We start from the raw sequence: 16,283 nt of genomic DNA on the forward strand, positions 1-16,283 counted from the left end.
GCGGCCTATCTCGTCTTTCGCGGCACGATCCGCAAGCGCGCATTGCCGTCTAGCTTGACGACATGGCTATTGAGATCGACATTCATCTGGTTCGCGCTGAACGTGCCCTGCGGCACGGTACCGGTCACCGCCCCGCCGCTTTTCAGCGTCTTGCTCTTGAGATCGAGTGTCGCGTCCTGCGTTGCCAGGTGATAGCCGCCGGTGCTGTCGACCTTCAACGGCCCGTCGATCATGACCTGCTGCGTGTCCATGTCGTAATGGCCGCGATCCGCGACGACGTTGGCGGGGCCATCGGTCAGCCCGATCTGAGCGGACAGTTTGTTTAGCCGCAGGATCGGCTCGGCCGAACTCTTCTGCACCGCCGACCCGGCGTTTACGGCGAACGGCTGTCCCTTGTCGTCCTGGCCGCGATAGGTCGCGGACTGGATACGGATCCGCTCCTTGGCGACCTCCACCTTTGTCTTGTCGAGCAGGAAACTGACATCCCCGCCGGCGTATAGCGGCAGGACGACGACGAACGCTGCCATGATCCCGATCGCGACCGGCAGCACGACGCGCAACACCGCGACCGTACGGTCGTGGCTGCTGCCGGGCGCGGCCCAGCGCTGGCGCGCACTGCGGATCGCGCGGGGGTCAGGCATGCGCGAAGATGTCGGTCTCTGGCCAGCCCGCCAGATCCAGTTCGGCGCGTGCGGGCAGGAACTCGAAGCAGGCACGCGCCAGCGCCGTGCGCCCTTCGCGGGCCAGCCGGCGATCGAGTTCCTCGCGCAAGGCGTGGAGGAACCGCACGTCGGATGCAGCATAGTCCTTCTGTGCATCGCTCAGCACCGGGCCACCCCAGTCGGACGATTGCTGCGCCTTGGAAATGTCCTGCGCCAGCAACTCGCGCACCAGTTCCTTGAGACCGTGGCGGTCGGTATAGGTGCGGATCAACCGCGATGCGATCTTGGTGCAATAAACGGGGGTTGCGGTGACCTGCAGATAATGGCTGATCGCGGCGAGATCGAAGCGCGCGAAGTGGAACAGCTTGGTCCGGGCCGGATCCTCGAGCAGCGCGCGCAGGTTGGGCGCGGCATAGGTGCTCTCGGGTCCGAAGCGGACGAGATGCTCGTCGGGTCCGCCGTCGGACAGCTGGACCAGGCACAGACGATCGCGCGGGGTGATGAGACCCATGGTCTCGGTATCCACCGCGATGTCGACGCCAGGCGCGAACAGGTCAGCGGGAATGTCTTCTTCGTGGAGTGTTACGCTCATCGCCCGGCCCTAGCGACGAATCGGGTTGGGCTCAATGCCCGCGCGTGCGTGCACGACTGCGCCGGGCCGCGATGTTAAGCGCCTCGACCCCACCGGAAAAGGCCATGGCGACATAGATATAGCCCTTTGGCACATGCACGCCGAAGCCATCCGCGATCAGCATCGCGCCAATCATCAGCAGGAACCCCAGCGCCAGCATCACGACCGTCGGGTTGCGCTCGATGAAATTGGCGAGCGGGGTCGAGGCCCACAGCATCGCCCCGACCGCGACGACGACGGCCACCAGCATGATCGGCAACTGGTCGGTCATCCCGATCGCGGTCAGAATCGAATCGAACGAGAAGACGATGTCGAGCAGCAGGATCTGGAGGATCGCGCTGCCGAAGGAGATGGCGATCGAGGGCTTCTCGGCGGTCTCCCCGCCCGAGTCGTTCGGGTCGAGCGTGTGGTGGATTTCGCTCGTCGCCTTCCATAGCAGAAAGACCCCGCCCGCGATCAGGATCAGGTCGCGCACCGAAAACGCCGTTTCGAAAGATGGCTGGCCATGATCGCCAAGCGCGCCGGTCAGGCCCAGGTCGAACACCGGCTCGACCAACCCGGCGATCCACGCGATCGTCGACAGCAGGATCAGCCTGAGTACCAGCGCCAAGCTGATCCCGACGCGCCGAACCCGCACGCGCTGTCCCTCCGGCAGCTTGTTCGACAGGAGCGAAATGAACACGAGATTGTCGATTCCAAGGACAACCTCCATGACGATCAGGGTCGCCAGCGCGGCCCAGGCGACGGGATCGGACAGGAGCGCAAGGATCGACATAAGGGCGCAGCCTGTGCCGTGGTTGCAACGCTTGCGCAAGATCGGTGCGACCCACGCCCCAATTTGGACGAATTTGTTCGCAGCGTATGGAAAATTAGGCTAACACGAGTCGGTGGCACGAGCGGTTTGGTGCACGAAGCCTTGCGTCTTTCGTCCGATGCAATGGTTGCTATAATGAGGTCGGACGAAGCGGGAAGACGAACAGGGCATGAGTTTCGATAAAGGACGCCGCGGCGATCGTGGCGGGCGTGGGCGCGACAAGCGCGACGGTTTCGGCGACAGCGGCGGCTTCGACAGCGGCTTCGGTGGTGGCGATCGCTTTGGCGGTGGCGGCGATCGTTTCGGCGGCGGCGGTGACCGGTTCGGCGGCGGCGGCGGTGGCGGCGGTGATCGCTTCGGCGGCGGCGGCGGTGGCGGCGGTGGTTTCCGCAGCGGCGGTGGCGGCGGCTTCGGCGGTGGTGCAGCTGGCGGCGGTCGCGGGATGCCCCCGCAGGTTGTCGGCGAAGGCACGGGCGTCGTTAAGTTTTTCAACGGCCAGAAGGGTTTCGGCTTCGTCGTTCGCGACGACGGCGGCGAGGACGTGTTCGTTCACATCTCGGCGGTCGAACAGGCCGGCCTGACCGGTCTGGCCGAAGGCCAGCCGCTTGGCTTCACGCTGGTGGACCGCGGTGGCCGCATCTCTGCAACCGATCTCAAGATCGACGGCGAGCCGATGGCCGTCACCGACCGCGGTCCGCCGCGCGAGCGTGATGCAGCGGCCCCTGGTGGTCGTCCGGCCCCCGGCGGCGCGCCGCAGCGCCAGCTGACCGGCGAGAAGGCTACCGGCACGGTCAAGTTCTTCAACGCGATGAAGGGCTTCGGCTTCATTCAGCGCGACGATGGACAGCCCGATGCGTTTGTCCACATCTCGGCAGTCGAGCGCGGCGGCATGACCTCGCTCAACGAGGGCGATCGTCTCGAGTTCGAACTCGAAGTCGACCGTCGCGGCAAGATGGCAGCCGTCAACCTGACGTCGATCGCGTAAACCCTACGCATCGATACCGGTTACGAAAAACCCGGCGGGCTTTATGCCCGCCGGGTTTTTCTTTGTCGTTCAACGCGCTGAGGTGCCTTACCGGAATGGATCGCCCGAACCTGTCGGTTCGAGGGCGTCTGCTCCCAGGAAAGTCCTCGTTATGCGCCTGCTGAAGCCTGCAACCCTCCTTGCGCTGACCCTTGCCACTCCGATCGTGGCCGCGCCCGCGCCGAAGATTGCCGCAACCAGCTTCGCGCAGCTCAAGACGCCGCTGCCCCTGCCGTATGACGAAGCCGCCAACGCCAGGGCGCAGATCGCTGCCGCCCGAGCGCGGGCAAAGGCCGGGCACAAGTTTTTATTGGTCGACCTGGGCGGAAACTGGTGCCTCGATTGCCGCATTCTCGCCGGCACGATGGACCTGCCCGCGCTCCACAGCTTCCTGGCGCGACATTACGAGATCGTGACCGTGGACGTCGGACGATTCGACAAGAACATGGACATCGCAGCGCATTATGGGCTCGACGGCCATTTCGGTGGTGGCGTGCCAAGTGTGCTGATCATCGATCCCCGCACCGACACCCTCCGCAACGCCGGACGGACCGCCGCCTTGGCCGACGCCCGGACGCTGACGCCGCAAGCGCTGGCGGACTGGCTGGCGCAATGGACGCGCTGAGCGGAGATTACACGGCCAGTGACGTCCGCCCCGTTCCTCCGCGGATGGGCAGTTGGGGTCTGCGCAAAGGATCCGCTGCTGGCGTTCGGGACTCCTGCGCCCATGCTTTCGCAGGCGAACCGGGCAGGGTTGGCGAAGCCTTTACCGTCCGTAGCGCCTGATACTCACCAGCGTCCCTGGTCCGTCAAATCCCTTTGGGCCCCGCCCGCGCGCCGTTCTCAGCCGTTGGCGAACCGGTCGGTCGCGCGGATCAACTGGTCGAGAATGCCCGGCTCGCTATAAGCATGGCCCGCACCCTCGACGAGATGAAAATCGGCCTCGGGCCAGGCCTTGTGCAACGCATAGGCATAGCGCGACGGACACGGCATGTCGTACCGGCCATGGACGATGGTGCCGGGAATTCCCGCCAGCCGCCCGGCATTGCGCAGCAGCTGTCCGTCCTCGAGCCAGCAATCGTGGACGAAATAGTGATTTTCGATCCGCGCGAACGCCAGGGCGAAATGGCCATCGCTAAACGCTTCGGACATGGCCGGATCGGGAAGAAGCGTGATCGTCTCCCCTTCCCAGATCGTCCATGCCTTGGCCGCTGCCAGTTGCCGCGCGCTATCGTTTCCGGTCAGCAGGCGATGGTAGGCGCGGACCATGTCGTTCCGCTCGGCGGGAGGGATTGGCGCGACGAAGCCCTCCCATTTGTCGGGGAACATCTCGGACACGCCGAACTGATAATACCAGGCGATCTCGGCCGGCGTCGCAGTGTAGATCCCGCGCAGGATCAGCGCGCTGACCCGCTCCGGATGGGTTTCGGCATAGGCCAGCGACAAGGTCGACCCCCATGACCCGCCAAACACCAGCCAGCGGTCGACCCCCAGCATCGCGCGCAACCGCTCGATGTCCGCGACGAGATGCCAGGTCGTGTTCGCCTCCAGCGACGCATGTGGGGTCGAGCGGCCGCATCCCCGCTGGTCGAACAGCAGCACGTCGTAGCGCGCCGGGTCGAACAGCCGGCGATGGCTCGGCGCGATCCCGCCCCCCGGGCCGCCGTGCAGGAACACCGCCGGCGTGCCCCCCGGCGTCCCGCAGCGTTCGTAATAGACGCGATGACCGTCGCCGACGTCGAGCATCCCCGTCGCGTAAGGTTCGATCTCGGGGTACAGCGTGCGCAAGTCGGTCATGAGAGAGAGGTAACGAGGGGGACAGGCGCTGTCACCTGTAACCACCGCGCGTCGCCGGCGGCCGGGGTTCTTGCACCTTCGGAACCCCAAGCGCGTTCGGAAGGCCGATGTGGTGACACGGCGGATCCCTTGCTAAAAACGAAACCGGTCCGACACCCCGACCGCGCGCGCGAGACGACAGGAGTGCAGCGGTCGGACATGCAAACGTCGTGGTTCTGCCGAACTGTGGATTCCCGCTTCAACGGCAAAACGGGAGGCAGAACCGACTTTCGCACAGAACGCGCACCGGTCCAGGCAAGTCGCGCTACCGCAGCGGAATCGCGCGACCTTCCACCATCACATAGCTGACATGCGTCACCGCAGCCGGATCGGTCAGCGGGTCACCCGTCACGGCGATCAGGTCGGCGGACTTGCCGGGCTCGAGCGTCCCGGTCTCGCGCGACAGTCCGAGCAGATCCGCACCCCCCTTCGTTGCCGCGATCAGCGCGTCGCGCGGAGTCATCCCGCCCTTGCTGACCATCAGCCCGACCTCCTCGCCGTTGCGACCGTGTGGGAAGACGGCGGCATCGGTGCCAAGCGCGATCGGGACGCCGGCCTTGTACGCACGGTTCAGCGCCTTGCCCCACACGAGCAGCGTCTGCCGCGCCTTGATTTCTGTATTGGCGGTGTAGATGCCCTTGCCGAGATACAGTTGCAGCCCGCTGAACGCCATCAGCGTGCCGACATAATACGTCCCGCGCGCCTTCATCAGCGCGACGTCGGCATCATCGGCATAGGTGCCATGCTCGATCGAATCGACCCCGGCACGCACTGCCGCGCCGATCCCCTTCGCGCCATGCGCATGTGCCGCGACTTTGAGCCCGAGCTGGTGCGCGGTGTCGCAGATCGCTTTCATTTCCTCGTCGGTGAAATGCTGTTCGAGCCCGATCTTCCCGTCGTCGAGCACCCCGCCGGTCGCGTGGAACTTGATCACGTCGACGCCGTAAGCGGCAATCTTGCGGACCGCCTTCCCGCATTCGAGCGGCCCGGTGCAGACCCAGAATTGCTCACCCGTCGCCTCGATCGCCGCGCGAAGGTTGGGCGCGAGCCCCACGGTCGCATCGCCATGCCCGCCGATGATCGACAGCGCCGGGCCAGCGACCTGGATTCGCGGCCCCGGGAAACCCCCTTCCTTGATCGCATCCCGCATCGCGATGCTCGCAAGTGGCGGCCCGCCGAGATCGCGGACCGTGGTGAACCCCGCCCGCGCCGTGATAAGCGCATTGCGAAGGCCGACCGTGGCGGCATAGGGTTCGGAATATTTCGGGGTCAGTCCCTGGTACCAGGGCTCGCCCGAATTGCTGGTGAGATGGACATGGACGTCGATCAATCCGGGCATGACGGTCTTGTCGCGCAGATCGACGACGGTCGCGCCGGCGGGTGCAGTCGCTCCGTCCTCGATCCGGGCGATTCTGCCGTCGGTGACCACGACCGTGGAGGCGCCCCGCGCCGGCCTGGCGGCATCGACGATCACATGCCCCGCCTGGATCGCGAATGTCTCGGCGTTCGCGGCCGTCCCCGCCAACAGCGCGGCAATCGCCGCCATGACTAATTTGTGCACGCCTTACTCCCCTTTTGGGGAGCAGATTATCAACCTACCCGCGCGTGTCGAGCGGTCAGGTTATCAATCGTTTGAGGCCGTCCAACGTGTCGGCCTCGGCGGCGGGCTTGTCGGTACGGATCCGCGCGATGCGGGGAAAGCGCATCGCCACGCCCGACTTGTGCCGCTTCGATTCATGGATCGAATCGAACGCGATTTCCAGCACCAGCGTCTTGTCCACCTCGCGCACCGGGCCGAACCGTCCGGTCGTATGATTGCGCACGAAGCTGTCGAGGAACTTCAATTCCTCGTCGGTGATCCCGGAATAGGCCTTCCCGACCGGAAGCAGCGCGCCGTCCTTGGTCCAGCAGCCGAACGTATAGTCGCTGTAGAAAGACGACCGCCGCCCGCTGCCGCGCTGCGCGTACATCATCACGCAGTCGGCGGTGAGCGGATCGCGCTTCCATTTGTACCACAGTCCGGTCTTGCGGCCACCGACATAGGGGGAATCGCGGCGCTTGAGCATCACCCCCTCGATCGCGCCGTCGCGCGCGCCAGCGCGAATCCCCTCGAGCGCGGTGAAGTCCTCCGCCGCGATCACGGTGCTGAGATCGAACCGTTCGGGGTCGAGCCGGCCCGCGAACCCCTCGAGCCGCTCGCGCCGCGCGCTCCATGGCAGCGGACGCAGATCCTCCTCGCCATCGAACAGGATGTCGTAGAGCCGCACGAACGCCGGGGAGTCCGCCAGCATCTTCGCCGAGACGATCTTGCGCCCGAGTCGCTGCTGCAACGCGTTGAAGCTGGCTGCCCCACCTTCCTCGGTCGCGGCGCCCTGCGCATCGCCCTTCACCATCAGTTCGCCGTCGACCGCACCGACGGTCGTAAAGTCACGCGCGACTTCGGGAAAGCTCGCGGTGATGTCGTCACCGGTGCGGCTGTAGAGCCGCGTTTCCCCGGCGACGTGGACGATCTGGACGCGGATGCCGTCCCATTTCCACTCCGCGGCATAATCGGCGAGATCGACCCGCCCGTCCTCGAGCGGATGCGCAAGCATGAACGGGCGGAACACCGGCACGTCGGCGGCAGTCGGCTGCGCGCCGCGCCCCTCGGCCCAGTCGAACAGCGCCGTGTAGGGTGCCGCGATTCCGTGCCACACTTCCTCGACCGCCTCGACATCGAGATCAAACGCCTGTGCCAGCGCCGTCTTGGCGAGCCGCGACGAGACGCCGATCCGAAGCGCCCCGGTCGCCATCTTGAGCAAGGCGAAGCGTTCGTCCGAATCGAGCTGGTCGAGCATCTTGCCGAGGACGGCGGGCGTATCCGAGCGCGACAGCTTCGCCAGCCGCTCGACCGCGTCGGCCATGCCGAGTGGTGCCTCGACCACGGTGCCCGGCGGAGTCGGCCACAGCAATGCAACCGTTTCCGCGGTATCGCCGACATAGTCGCGGCTCATCCGGAACAGCACGGGATCGACCCGCGCTTCGATCAGCGCGCGAATCACGGCGGGTTTCACCCCCGGCAAGTCGAGCTCCCCGGTCAGCGCCGCCATCGCCCAGCCGCGGTCGGGATCCGGCGTCGTGCGGAGATAGTCGACGATCAGGCGCAGCTTGGCATTGCGCGACCGCGTGTAGATCAACCGATCGAGAAGGTCCGCAAACGCCCGCATCGTGCCACAACATGGCCGTGCTGCGGATGTTCCGCCAGACCCATCGCTGGGGGGTGGTAGCGCCACCCCGCTACGGCGCCGGCATGGCCCTGATTCGATCGCGGATCGTGCTCGCCGTCCTTGCCATCGTCGCCGTGTTTGGCTGTGCGCATCACAACGTCTGCATCGCGCTTGGGATCGCCTAACCGATGCGCCGTTTCCCGTGCGGGATCGCCCGCAACCGCAACCGGGTCACTCTGACGTCGACGGAGGTCGGTACGAGCATCCTCGCGGCTGGTCTCGAACGGGAACCAGGCGCGCCGTTGGGCCTGGGCGGTCCCCTAGATCAGACGCATCGCGGCCAGCGCCTGGATCGCTCCTACAATGATCAGCACCGCCGCAGCGACACGTCGCACCGGGGTCAGCGGCAAGCGACCCCATCCCCCTTCGCCCAGGAACACAGCCGGGACATTCACGGCAATCGCGCCGATCGTCGCACCGACGGCAGCGAGCGCTGGGGTGCTGCTGCGGGCGGCGAGCGCGGCGGTGATGCATTGCGTGCGATCGCCGATCGCGAGCAGACCGATCGCCGTAAGGGCCGCCGGGAATGCCCCGAGGCGTTGCGGAACGCCCCGCGATCGAATCGGCCAACACGCAGCAACGCCCGCCGACAGCACCGCGAACGCCACGAGCAGGTCCGCTGCATCGGGCGAGACATAGGGCGCGGCAAGCCACCCCCCGATGGCCCCGGCGGCATTGCCCAGCGCGATCGCAAGGGCGATGCCAGCGAGCACGGCACGCTTGTCGGCGAAGCGCGTACCGAGCAGGGCGCTGGAGAACGGGGTACGATCGCTCGCCTGAACAAGGAGCGCCGCGACCAGCGCAGCCATCAGGGCATCCATGACCTGTGCGAATCAGCCCGCGAGTCGCACCGAACAGGCCGCACCATAGGTATCGCACGCGCGCTGATCGTGACGTCCGGACAAGACCGCATCCCGCAGCACGATGATCCACGCCTGGACCAAGGCACCCCGCTCGCCCCGCTCCAGTGCCGCCGAAATTGCCTGGGTAACCGCAACCGCCGGGAAGTTGCCGCACGCCGCAGCAGCGGCGCGGATCGCTTCGATCTCCGCGGCGAGCGCCGGAATCGGTGCCCGTGCGGCACGCACGGCGATCAGGCTGACCCGTTCGGCAAGAGCGATGACATCGGGTGTCTCGGTGGCAGAAGCTGGCGTCATGGCAGGACACTCCCTAGATCCGCAATCTGGACCCAGTTCGGTAAAGGGCACGTTAAACCCGTTCCCGACCCCGCAGACGCCTTGGCTTCGGCTTGACATTCCCGACTACATCCGCCATCGGACAGCGCTTGAGAGCGGCGACCGGTTCGCCGCTTTTGCATTTTCAGATCACAGGAATTCAGGTCATGGCAAAGCCGACCACGGTCAAGATCAAGCTCGTCAGCACGGCGGACACTGGCTTCTTCTACACCACGAAGAAGAACCCGCGTACCAAGACCGAGAAGCTGAGCTTCAGCAAGTACGACCCCGTCGTGCGCAAGCATGTCGAGTTCAAGGAAGCGAAGATCAAGTAAGCCGCATTTGCGGTTTGCCTTCCCCGGGCTCGCCCGGGCCAGAAGCCGCGGGCGCAAGCCTTGCGGCTTTTTTGCGTACCGCTCTTGGCTGGCGATTGCGTGCGGCTGTCAAAGCAGCGCGGCTACCGCATCGACGAAGCGAATCAGCGAAATCGGCTTGGACACATAGGCGTCGGCCCCGGCGGCGCGAATCCGTTCCTCGTCCTCGCGCCCCGCATAGGCGGTCACGGCCATTACGGGGATCCCGCTCAGGACCGGATCGGCCTTGAGTTGCAGGATCAGGTCATATCCGCTGACATGCGGCAGCTGGATGTCCATGACGATCAGGTCCGGTTTAAAATTCCGTGCGCGCAGAACAGCTTCCCGGCCATCCCGGACGCCTTCGGTGGCATATTCGTGCGCCTCCAGCAGGTCGCAGAAAAGTTTGAGATTGAGTTCGTTGTCCTCGACAACAAGCACCCTTTTTGCCACGCCAGCGCTTTCCTCGTCCATGGGCCAGATGAATACGCAATGCGCGCCTCGCTGACAAACTCCGATCCTGCGCAGCTTGCGCTCCGTGCGCTGGTCTGGACGCTGGCCGAGCCGGACCGCGCGATGCGCCTGCTCGACGTGACCGGCCTGACGCCCGCAGACTTGCGCGCGCGCGCAGGCGAGCCGAGCGTACTGTCCGCCACGCTTGCCTTCCTGCTGGCGCATGAACCCGATCTCATCGCCTGCGCCGAGGGACTTGACGTCCCGCCTCAGGCTTTTGCCGAAGCCCATGCCGCGCTCGACGGCCCGAACACTTCCGGAGACTTTGCGTGAAAGGCCTGTTGATCTGCGATTGCGACGAGGTGCTGCTGCACATGGTGCGGCACTTCGGCGTGTGGCTGCACGAAACGCATGACATCGATTTTGCGATCGAGGGTGGCGACTTCGCCAACAGCATGACGCGGCGTGACGGCGCCCCGCCTCCGACGCGCGAGGAGATGTGGGGCCTGCTCGACCAGTTCTTCCCGCACGAAATGGGGCGCCAGACGCTCGTCCCGCATGCGCGCGAGGCGCTTGCCGCTTTGTCGACGATGGCCGACGTGGTGATCCTCACCAATCTGGGCGATCATAATCGCGAACCACGGATCGCGCAGTTGCTTGGTCACGACATGCCCTATCGGGTCGAGACGAACCAGGGTGGCAAGGGCGATCCGGTCGCGCGGCTCCAGGCCGAATTCGGCAACCCGGTTACGGTGTTCGTCGACGATCTCGCGGTCCACCATGCGTCGGTCGCCAAGCACGCGCCCGGCGTTCACCGCGTCCACATGATTTCCGAGCCGAAGCTCGCGGTCAACGTGCCCCCAGCCCCCGATGCGCACGTTCGCATCGACGATTGGCAAGTCGCCGAGCGCTGGATTGCGGATCGCTTCGCCAGCGGCCAGCCTGCCTAACCCCCTTACCATCAGGAGCTATTCCATGACCGACCGTATCGACCACAAGCTCGCCGAACTCGGCCTGACGCTTCCCGCGGCCGCTGCGCCGGTTGCCGCCTATGTGCCGACCGTCGAGGTCAATGGCTTGCTTCATATCTCCGGGCAGCTGCCGTTCAAGGACGGCGCGGTCATCACGGGTCGGCTCGGCGCCGACGTCAGCCTCGAGGATGGTGCCGCGGCGGCACAGGCGTGCGCACTGATGCTGGTCGCGCAGGTCAAGGCAGCGCTTGGCGGTCTCCACCGGGTCGAGCGGATCGTGAAGCTCGGCGTGTTCGTCAATTCGACCGCGGACTTCACCGATCAGCCGAAAGTCGCCAATGGCGCGTCCAACCTGATGGTTGAACTGTTCGGTGAGGCTGGCAAGCACGCGCGTAGCGCCGTCGGCGTGACCAGCCTTCCGCTTGGCGCGGCGGTCGAGGTCGATGCGATCGTCCAGATTTCGATGCCGTAACCACCGCAGGGCGGGCCGTTCCACCAGGGAACGGCCCGCGATACGGTCATGCGACCGTCGGCTTGCGGGTAAAGATCCCGTAGGCGGCAATGATGAGATAGCACAGCGCCGGCACCAGCAGCGCGAACTGCAGCGTCGAATGATCGGCGAGAACGCCGGTCAAGGGCGGCACGATTGCCCCGCCGACGATCGCGGTGGCAATGATCCCCGATCCCTCCGCGGCGCGTGCGCCCAGGCCTTCGCTGGCAAGGCTGAAGATCGTCGGGAACATGATCGAGTTCATCAGCCCGATCGACAGCAGCGACCAGCCCGCAACCGCGCCCGTGCTGTGCGTTGACAGAGCGATCAGCAGGATCGCCCCCGTTGCCACGCCCGCCAGCACCTTGCCCGGCGACAGGACGCGCAGCACGAACGCGCCGATGAAGCGGCCGATCATGGCACCGCCCCAGTAATAAGCGACATGCTTGCCCGCGGTGACCGCGTCGAAGCCCATCGTGGTCGATTGCTCGAGATAGCTGACGATCAGCGACCCGATCGCGACTTCCGCGCCGACATACAGGAAGATGCACGCCGTCCCGAAGGCGAAGCGCGGACGCTTGAGAAGGTCGAACGCCTGGAAGATGCTGCCATTCTGTTCCACCGTATGCGGCAGGCGCTTGCGGCGCGACCACACGACCACCGCGACCAGCACCAGCGCGATCGCGAGGCCAAGATAGGTGTGGACGACGGTTTGCGTCTCGGCGGTGCGATAGGCGTCGAGCGCCGCGCCCGACAGCGTCTTGGGGTCAACCTTCGCGAGACTGCCGAGGATCAGGATCGATCCGACGATCGGAAAGATCGTCGTGCCGAGCGAATTGAAGAATTGCGCGAAGGTCAGCCGGCTCGATGCGGTACGGGGCGCGCCCAGCAGGCTGATCAGCGGGTTGGCGACGACCTGCACCGTGGTAATGCCGATCGCGAGCACGAACAGCGCCATCAGGAACACCACGAACAACCCGGACGACGAAGCCGGGATGAACAGCACGCAGCCCACCGTCATCAGCAACAGCCCGATCGAAGCGGTCTGCATATAGCCGAGCCGCCGGACGATCGCCGCCGCCGGGAGCGAAAAGACGAAATAGGCCGCGAAAAATGCCGACTGGACGAGCAGCGCCTGCCCGTAATTGAGCGTGAACAGATCCTTCAGCTTGGGGATGATCACGTCGTTCAGGCTGGTGATGCCACCGAAGATGAAGAACAGCGCGAAGACGAAGACCTGCAGGTCGGGCGCGTTGACGCCGTGGTCGGCATCCCCCCCGGCGGCGGGTGCGGCGGGCTTGGCGCCCGGGTTCAAGGCCATGAAATGCTCCTGGTTCAGATCGATGCGGCACGGCAGCGATCACAAAAGACGCGGTCGAAAGATGCGGCACCGTCTGCCATCGGTTGGCGCGCGGGTACAGCGCGATTGCGCCGCTGCTCGCGCGACGTGGTCGGTTGCGATGCTATTCGGCTTCGCGCACCCGCTCGTGGTGGCGGATCACCTCGTCGATGATGAACCGCAGGAATTTCTCGCTGAAATCGGCGTCCAGTTGCGCATCGTCCGCCAGGCCGCGCAGACGCGCGATCTGCGCTTCCTCGCGCCCGGGGTCCGCCGGCGGCAATCCGGCGCGCGCCTTGTAGCGCCCGACCGCCTTGGTCACCTTGAACCGTTCGGCCAGCAAGAAGACCAGCGCAGCATCGATATTGTCGATACTTTGGCGGTATCCGTTGAGCGTTTCGTCGGACACCAGCATACTCCCGTCCCGTGAGGCGTCTTTTTGCGGGACCCAGCCGCCCTGTGCAACCCGCAAAGGGTTGCGTTTGCGACGCCACGCGGCCACATCGCAGTCCACATGACCGCCACGATCCACCGCCTGGGCGAAACACGGCCCACCCCGTCGCTCGAACCCATGGTTCAGCTCGTCACGGGCGACATGAACATGGTCAACGCGGTGATCCTGTCGCGCATGCAATCGCAGATCCCGTTGATCCCCGAACTGGCGGGTCATCTCATTGCCGGCGGCGGCAAGCGGATGCGCCCGATGCTGACGCTCGCAAGCGCGCGCCTGCTCGGCTATACCGGCACGCGGCATCACCGGCTCGCCGCGGCGGTCGAGTTCATCCACACCGCGACACTGCTCCACGACGATGTCGTCGACGGCTCCGACCTGCGGCGCGGCAAGCGCACCGCCAATTTGATCTGGGGCAATCCGGCGAGTGTACTCGTCGGCGACTTCCTGTTCAGCCGCTCGTTCGAGCTCATGGTCGAGGACGGGTCGCTCAAGGTGCTCGGCATTCTTGCAGGCGCGAGCGCAATCATTGCGGAGGGCGAGGTCAACCAGCTGACAGCGGCACGCCGGGTCGACACGCCCGAGGAACGCTATCTCGACATCATCGGCGCCAAGACCGCCGCGCTGTTTGCCGCCGCATGCCGGGTGTCCGCCGTCGTCGCCGAACGTCCCGAGTCGGAAGAACTCGCGCTCGACGCCTATGGCCGCAACCTCGGCATTGCGTTCCAGCTGGTCGACGATGCGATCGATTACGTCTCGGACGCGGGCACGATGGGCAAGGACGCGGGTGATGACTTCCGCGAGGGCAAGGCGACGCTACCCGTGATCCTCGCTTATGCGCGCGGCGGGGCCGAGGACCGGACCTTCTGGAAGGCGGCGATCGAAGGCCATCGCAATCGGGACGAGGATTTCGCCCGCGCGATTTCCCTGGTCCGTTCGACTCGCGCGGTCGAGGACACGCTTGCGCGCGCCCGGCATTACGGACAGCGTGCGATCGATGCGCTTGGCGTCTTTGCCAATGGCAAGGCAAAGGACTCGATGATCGAAGCGGTCGAGTTCGCGGTCGCGCGCGCCTATTGACGCTCGAAGGCGCGCGATACCGTAGAGATACGGAGGCGCGCGCCCAACTCCTGGCAAGCTTTCGGCGTCACCAATTCCCCGTCAATGCGGCAGGGGAAACGACATGAAGCGATTTTGGAACGAACGGCGTGGCGCCACCGCGATCGAATATGGTTTGATCGCGGCGCTCATCGCCGTGGCGTCGATGACCGCGATGCAATCGCTGGGGAGCAAGCTATCGGCGACCTTCACCACCGTCACGACCAGCATGACCGCGTCTTGAATCGCCCTAGTTCGGGTCGGCAGGCCATTAATGCGCGTGACACTGCGGCTCCGGCGACATGTCCGACGTCGTCAGTTCGACCTGCAAGGTCGCGTGGCCGATTCCGAAATGGTCCTTCAGCATCGCTCGCGCGGACTCGAGGAAGGCGTCGCCTGGATGCCCGCCCGGCATCACCAAATGCGCCGTCAGCACGGTCTCCGTCGTGCTCATCGGCCAGATATGGATGTGGTGAACGCGGGCGACCCCAGGCAGCTCCTGCAACTCGTCGCGAACCAAGTCAGAATCGATTCCGCGCGGTACGGCGGCGAGCGACATTTCGACCGATTCGCGCAGCAATCCCCAGGTTTGCAGGAAGATCAGGACCGCGATGACGATGCTGACCACAGGGTCCAGCCACATGGCGCCGGTCCACCAGATCAACACCCCTGACACCACGACTCCGGCCGACACCATCGCGTCGCTGGCCATGTGGAGATAGGCACCGCGGATGTTGATGTCGTCGGCGCTGCCGCGCAGGAACATCAGCGCGGTGATCCCATTGATCAGAATTCCCGCGCCCGCGACCCAGGCGACCAGCGGGCCATCGACCGCCGCGGGCATGGCGAGCCGCTGCGCGGCTTCCAGAACGATCGCCCCGAGCGCGACGAGCAACAGCAGGGCGTTGAGCAACGCGGCGAGGATCGTCGAACCCTTCAGCCCATAGGTAAACCGCTTGGAAGGCGACCGCCGCCCGAGCGCGATCGCCGCCCATGCGGCGCCCAGACCGAGCACGTCCGACAGATTGTGTCCGGCATCCGCCAGCAGCGACACCGAATGGGCCATCAGCCCGAACACGACCTCGCCCACGATGAAGCTTAGATTGAGCGCAATCCCGACCGCAAAGGCACGATCGTGCCCGCTCGCGGGCGCATGGCTGTGGCCGTGCCCGCCATGGCTATGCCCATGATCGTTATGCTGACCATGATGATGATTGTGTTGATGACCAGCCACGCGTTCCTCCGTCCGGAACGCGCCCTATCATTGCCTGCCAATGTGATACTAGGACGCCGAAGCCGACGTCAGCCAGCGATCTGCTGCGGCAACGCTGTCGGCTGGCGTCGTGTTGAAGGCGATCGCCGTATCGGGCGCATGGATGCGCAACGCATTCACGACTTGCTCGAACAGCGGCAGGTTGCGCTGCGGCCGCCGGATCCCACCACCGATCACTATACAGTCATAAGCCTCCCGCTCGGACGCACGTGTCGACGTGGTCGCCGCGCGCGGCGAAGGCCGCATCGACCTCTACCAGACCGGCGTGAACCCTTGCGGCTTCCATCCCGGGGGGCAGATCGGGATCGGCATAATCGACGAGATCGGGGTCGAGTCCGACGATCAGTACGCGCGCGCCCATCACCCATCCATTCGGTTCGGTACCGGAACGATATAGCAAATGGCATCTCGCTTGCCACCCCGCCGGATTTGGCTGTCCCCCGACGC

At 65.5% G+C, this 16,283-nt stretch carries 23 protein-coding genes; 9 read left to right on the forward strand and 14 right to left on the reverse strand.

Features of this window, described 5'->3' with window-relative positions:
• Window positions 1-5 precede the first annotated feature (5 nt).
• The 3 genes from lptC to L8G49_RS13585 are packed head-to-tail and all read right to left on the reverse strand — an operon-like array spanning window position 6 to window position 2,068.
• Complete coding sequence (lptC, locus tag L8G49_RS13575) at window positions 6-641, reverse strand: LPS export ABC transporter periplasmic protein LptC (protein ID WP_242186343.1); 636 nt, start codon at window positions 639-641, stop codon at window positions 6-8.
• A complete protein-coding gene (locus L8G49_RS13580; RefSeq protein WP_242138518.1) occupies window positions 634-1,254 on the reverse strand; it encodes a ribonuclease D in 621 nt (206 codons plus the stop codon). Before L8G49_RS13580 ends, lptC begins: the two co-directional genes overlap by 8 nt.
• 31 nt (window positions 1,255-1,285) lie before the next feature.
• Window positions 1,286-2,068: a TerC family protein gene (locus L8G49_RS13585; protein ID WP_242186345.1), complete on the reverse strand. Its 783-nt coding sequence runs from the start codon at window positions 2,066-2,068 to the stop codon at window positions 1,286-1,288.
• 208 nt (window positions 2,069-2,276) lie between these two features.
• Here L8G49_RS13585 and L8G49_RS21020 point away from each other — a divergent pair, with 208 nt between their 5' ends.
• Window positions 2,277-3,092 carry a cold-shock protein gene (locus tag L8G49_RS21020; protein WP_277923266.1) on the forward strand — a complete coding sequence of 272 codons (816 nt, stop codon included), beginning with the start codon at window positions 2,277-2,279 and terminating at the stop codon, window positions 3,090-3,092.
• Between the two features lie 151 nt (window positions 3,093-3,243).
• Window positions 3,244-3,756, forward strand: a complete 513-nt coding sequence (locus L8G49_RS13605) for a thioredoxin family protein (protein ID WP_242186346.1) — start codon at window positions 3,244-3,246, stop codon at window positions 3,754-3,756.
• Window positions 3,757-3,974: 218 nt separating this feature from the next.
• On the opposite strand, the gene pip is transcribed toward L8G49_RS13605, so the two are convergent.
• From pip to L8G49_RS13620, 3 genes are all read right to left on the reverse strand, one after another.
• A complete protein-coding gene (pip, locus tag L8G49_RS13610) occupies window positions 3,975-4,928 on the reverse strand; it encodes a prolyl aminopeptidase (RefSeq protein ID WP_242138515.1) in 954 nt (317 codons plus the stop codon).
• 304 nt (window positions 4,929-5,232) lie between these two features.
• Window positions 5,233-6,528, reverse strand: a complete 1,296-nt coding sequence (locus L8G49_RS13615; protein WP_242186348.1) for an amidohydrolase family protein — start codon at window positions 6,526-6,528, stop codon at window positions 5,233-5,235.
• Between the two features lie 55 nt (window positions 6,529-6,583).
• Entirely contained in the window at window positions 6,584-8,173 is a 1,590-nt protein-coding gene (locus tag L8G49_RS13620) for a cisplatin damage response ATP-dependent DNA ligase (RefSeq protein WP_242186349.1), read from the reverse strand.
• Between the two features lie 11 nt (window positions 8,174-8,184).
• On the opposite strand from L8G49_RS13620, the gene L8G49_RS13625 reads away from it, so the two are divergent.
• Window positions 8,185-8,358: a hypothetical protein gene (locus L8G49_RS13625; RefSeq protein WP_242186350.1), complete on the forward strand. Its 174-nt coding sequence runs from the start codon at window positions 8,185-8,187 to the stop codon at window positions 8,356-8,358.
• 135 nt (window positions 8,359-8,493) lie between these two features.
• On the opposite strand, the gene L8G49_RS13630 is transcribed toward L8G49_RS13625, so the two are convergent.
• Both L8G49_RS13630 and L8G49_RS13635 read right to left on the reverse strand, forming a co-directional pair.
• Window positions 8,494-9,042 carry a TMEM165/GDT1 family protein gene (locus L8G49_RS13630; RefSeq protein ID WP_242186351.1) on the reverse strand — a complete coding sequence of 183 codons (549 nt, stop codon included), beginning with the start codon at window positions 9,040-9,042 and terminating at the stop codon, window positions 8,494-8,496.
• A gap of 24 nt (window positions 9,043-9,066) precedes the next feature.
• Window positions 9,067-9,390, reverse strand: a complete 324-nt coding sequence (locus tag L8G49_RS13635; protein WP_242186352.1) for a hypothetical protein — start codon at window positions 9,388-9,390, stop codon at window positions 9,067-9,069.
• A gap of 185 nt (window positions 9,391-9,575) precedes the next feature.
• Here L8G49_RS13635 and rpmG point away from each other — a divergent pair, with 185 nt between their 5' ends.
• Entirely contained in the window at window positions 9,576-9,743 is a 168-nt protein-coding gene (gene rpmG / locus L8G49_RS13640; RefSeq protein WP_010162189.1) for a 50S ribosomal protein L33, read from the forward strand.
• Window positions 9,744-9,851: 108 nt separating this feature from the next.
• Here rpmG and L8G49_RS13645 read toward each other — a convergent pair whose 3' ends face one another.
• Window positions 9,852-10,214 (reverse strand): response regulator, encoded by a 363-nt coding sequence (locus tag L8G49_RS13645; RefSeq protein WP_242138754.1) that lies wholly within the window; start codon window positions 10,212-10,214, stop codon window positions 9,852-9,854.
• A 39-nt stretch (window positions 10,215-10,253) separates the two neighbouring features.
• Between L8G49_RS13645 and L8G49_RS13650 the strand changes: the two genes are divergently transcribed.
• From L8G49_RS13650 to L8G49_RS13660, 3 genes are read left to right on the forward strand one after another with little or no spacing between them, the layout of a single operon-like run.
• Window positions 10,254-10,547, forward strand: coding sequence for a DUF3572 domain-containing protein (locus L8G49_RS13650; RefSeq protein ID WP_242138511.1), 294 nt, complete (start codon window positions 10,254-10,256; stop codon window positions 10,545-10,547).
• A complete protein-coding gene (locus L8G49_RS13655) occupies window positions 10,544-11,164 on the forward strand; it encodes an HAD family hydrolase (RefSeq protein ID WP_242138510.1) in 621 nt (206 codons plus the stop codon). The genes L8G49_RS13650 and L8G49_RS13655 overlap by 4 nt, the downstream gene beginning before the upstream one ends.
• Window positions 11,165-11,189: 25 nt before the next feature.
• On the forward strand, window positions 11,190-11,657 hold the full coding sequence (locus L8G49_RS13660; RefSeq protein ID WP_242186353.1) for a RidA family protein: 468 nt from the start codon (window positions 11,190-11,192) through the stop codon (window positions 11,655-11,657).
• 46 nt (window positions 11,658-11,703) lie between these two features.
• Here the strand turns inward: L8G49_RS13660 and L8G49_RS13665 are convergent, their stop codons facing one another.
• Both L8G49_RS13665 and L8G49_RS13670 read right to left on the reverse strand, forming a co-directional pair.
• On the reverse strand, window positions 11,704-12,996 hold the full coding sequence (locus tag L8G49_RS13665) for a sugar MFS transporter (RefSeq protein ID WP_242186354.1): 1,293 nt from the start codon (window positions 12,994-12,996) through the stop codon (window positions 11,704-11,706).
• Window positions 12,997-13,138: 142 nt separating this feature from the next.
• Window positions 13,139-13,423, reverse strand: a complete 285-nt coding sequence (locus L8G49_RS13670; protein ID WP_242186355.1) for a chorismate mutase — start codon at window positions 13,421-13,423, stop codon at window positions 13,139-13,141.
• Window positions 13,424-13,528: 105 nt separating this feature from the next.
• Between L8G49_RS13670 and L8G49_RS13675 the strand changes: the two genes are divergently transcribed.
• Entirely contained in the window at window positions 13,529-14,545 is a 1,017-nt protein-coding gene (locus tag L8G49_RS13675; RefSeq protein ID WP_242138507.1) for a polyprenyl synthetase family protein, read from the forward strand.
• Between the two features lie 103 nt (window positions 14,546-14,648).
• A complete protein-coding gene (locus L8G49_RS13680; RefSeq protein ID WP_242138506.1) occupies window positions 14,649-14,807 on the forward strand; it encodes a Flp family type IVb pilin in 159 nt (52 codons plus the stop codon).
• A gap of 27 nt (window positions 14,808-14,834) precedes the next feature.
• Here the strand turns inward: L8G49_RS13680 and L8G49_RS13685 are convergent, their stop codons facing one another.
• The 3 genes from L8G49_RS13685 to L8G49_RS13695 are packed head-to-tail and all read right to left on the reverse strand — an operon-like array spanning window position 14,835 to window position 16,197.
• A complete protein-coding gene (locus tag L8G49_RS13685; RefSeq protein ID WP_242186356.1) occupies window positions 14,835-15,797 on the reverse strand; it encodes a cation diffusion facilitator family transporter in 963 nt (320 codons plus the stop codon).
• A 48-nt stretch (window positions 15,798-15,845) separates the two neighbouring features.
• Window positions 15,846-16,013: a hypothetical protein gene (locus L8G49_RS13690; protein ID WP_242186357.1), complete on the reverse strand. Its 168-nt coding sequence runs from the start codon at window positions 16,011-16,013 to the stop codon at window positions 15,846-15,848.
• Between the two features lie 7 nt (window positions 16,014-16,020).
• On the reverse strand, window positions 16,021-16,197 hold the full coding sequence (locus L8G49_RS13695; RefSeq protein WP_242186358.1) for a hypothetical protein: 177 nt from the start codon (window positions 16,195-16,197) through the stop codon (window positions 16,021-16,023).
• Between the last annotated feature and the right edge of the window lie 86 nt (window positions 16,198-16,283).

The organism is Sphingomonas sp. CARO-RG-8B-R24-01 (assembly GCF_022662295.1).
Lineage (GTDB): Bacteria > Pseudomonadota > Alphaproteobacteria > Sphingomonadales > Sphingomonadaceae > Sphingomonas.

What these genes read in the sequence shown, in the direction of transcription:
- pip (WP_242138515.1), bottom strand. Translation starts at nt 4,928, where the DNA reads ATGACCGACTTGCGCACGCTGTACCCCGAGATCGAACCTTACGCGACG.
- L8G49_RS13660 (WP_242186353.1), top strand. Translation starts at nt 11,190, where the DNA reads ATGACCGACCGTATCGACCACAAGCTCGCCGAACTCGGCCTGACGCTT.
- rpmG (WP_010162189.1), top strand. Translation starts at nt 9,576, where the DNA reads ATGGCAAAGCCGACCACGGTCAAGATCAAGCTCGTCAGCACGGCGGAC.
- L8G49_RS13675 (WP_242138507.1), top strand. Translation starts at nt 13,529, where the DNA reads ATGACCGCCACGATCCACCGCCTGGGCGAAACACGGCCCACCCCGTCG.
- L8G49_RS21020 (WP_277923266.1), top strand. Translation starts at nt 2,277, where the DNA reads ATGAGTTTCGATAAAGGACGCCGCGGCGATCGTGGCGGGCGTGGGCGC.
- L8G49_RS13695 (WP_242186358.1), bottom strand. Translation starts at nt 16,197, where the DNA reads ATGGGCGCGCGCGTACTGATCGTCGGACTCGACCCCGATCTCGTCGAT.
- lptC (WP_242186343.1), bottom strand. Translation starts at nt 641, where the DNA reads ATGCCTGACCCCCGCGCGATCCGCAGTGCGCGCCAGCGCTGGGCCGCG.
- L8G49_RS13580 (WP_242138518.1), bottom strand. Translation starts at nt 1,254, where the DNA reads ATGAGCGTAACACTCCACGAAGAAGACATTCCCGCTGACCTGTTCGCG.
- L8G49_RS13585 (WP_242186345.1), bottom strand. Translation starts at nt 2,068, where the DNA reads ATGTCGATCCTTGCGCTCCTGTCCGATCCCGTCGCCTGGGCCGCGCTG.
- L8G49_RS13635 (WP_242186352.1), bottom strand. Translation starts at nt 9,390, where the DNA reads ATGACGCCAGCTTCTGCCACCGAGACACCCGATGTCATCGCTCTTGCC.
- L8G49_RS13650 (WP_242138511.1), top strand. Translation starts at nt 10,254, where the DNA reads ATGCGCGCCTCGCTGACAAACTCCGATCCTGCGCAGCTTGCGCTCCGT.
- L8G49_RS13605 (WP_242186346.1), top strand. Translation starts at nt 3,244, where the DNA reads ATGCGCCTGCTGAAGCCTGCAACCCTCCTTGCGCTGACCCTTGCCACT.
- L8G49_RS13680 (WP_242138506.1), top strand. Translation starts at nt 14,649, where the DNA reads ATGAAGCGATTTTGGAACGAACGGCGTGGCGCCACCGCGATCGAATAT.
- L8G49_RS13665 (WP_242186354.1), bottom strand. Translation starts at nt 12,996, where the DNA reads ATGGCCTTGAACCCGGGCGCCAAGCCCGCCGCACCCGCCGCCGGGGGG.
- L8G49_RS13620 (WP_242186349.1), bottom strand. Translation starts at nt 8,173, where the DNA reads ATGCGGGCGTTTGCGGACCTTCTCGATCGGTTGATCTACACGCGGTCG.
- L8G49_RS13630 (WP_242186351.1), bottom strand. Translation starts at nt 9,042, where the DNA reads ATGGCTGCGCTGGTCGCGGCGCTCCTTGTTCAGGCGAGCGATCGTACC.
- L8G49_RS13625 (WP_242186350.1), top strand. Translation starts at nt 8,185, where the DNA reads ATGGCCGTGCTGCGGATGTTCCGCCAGACCCATCGCTGGGGGGTGGTA.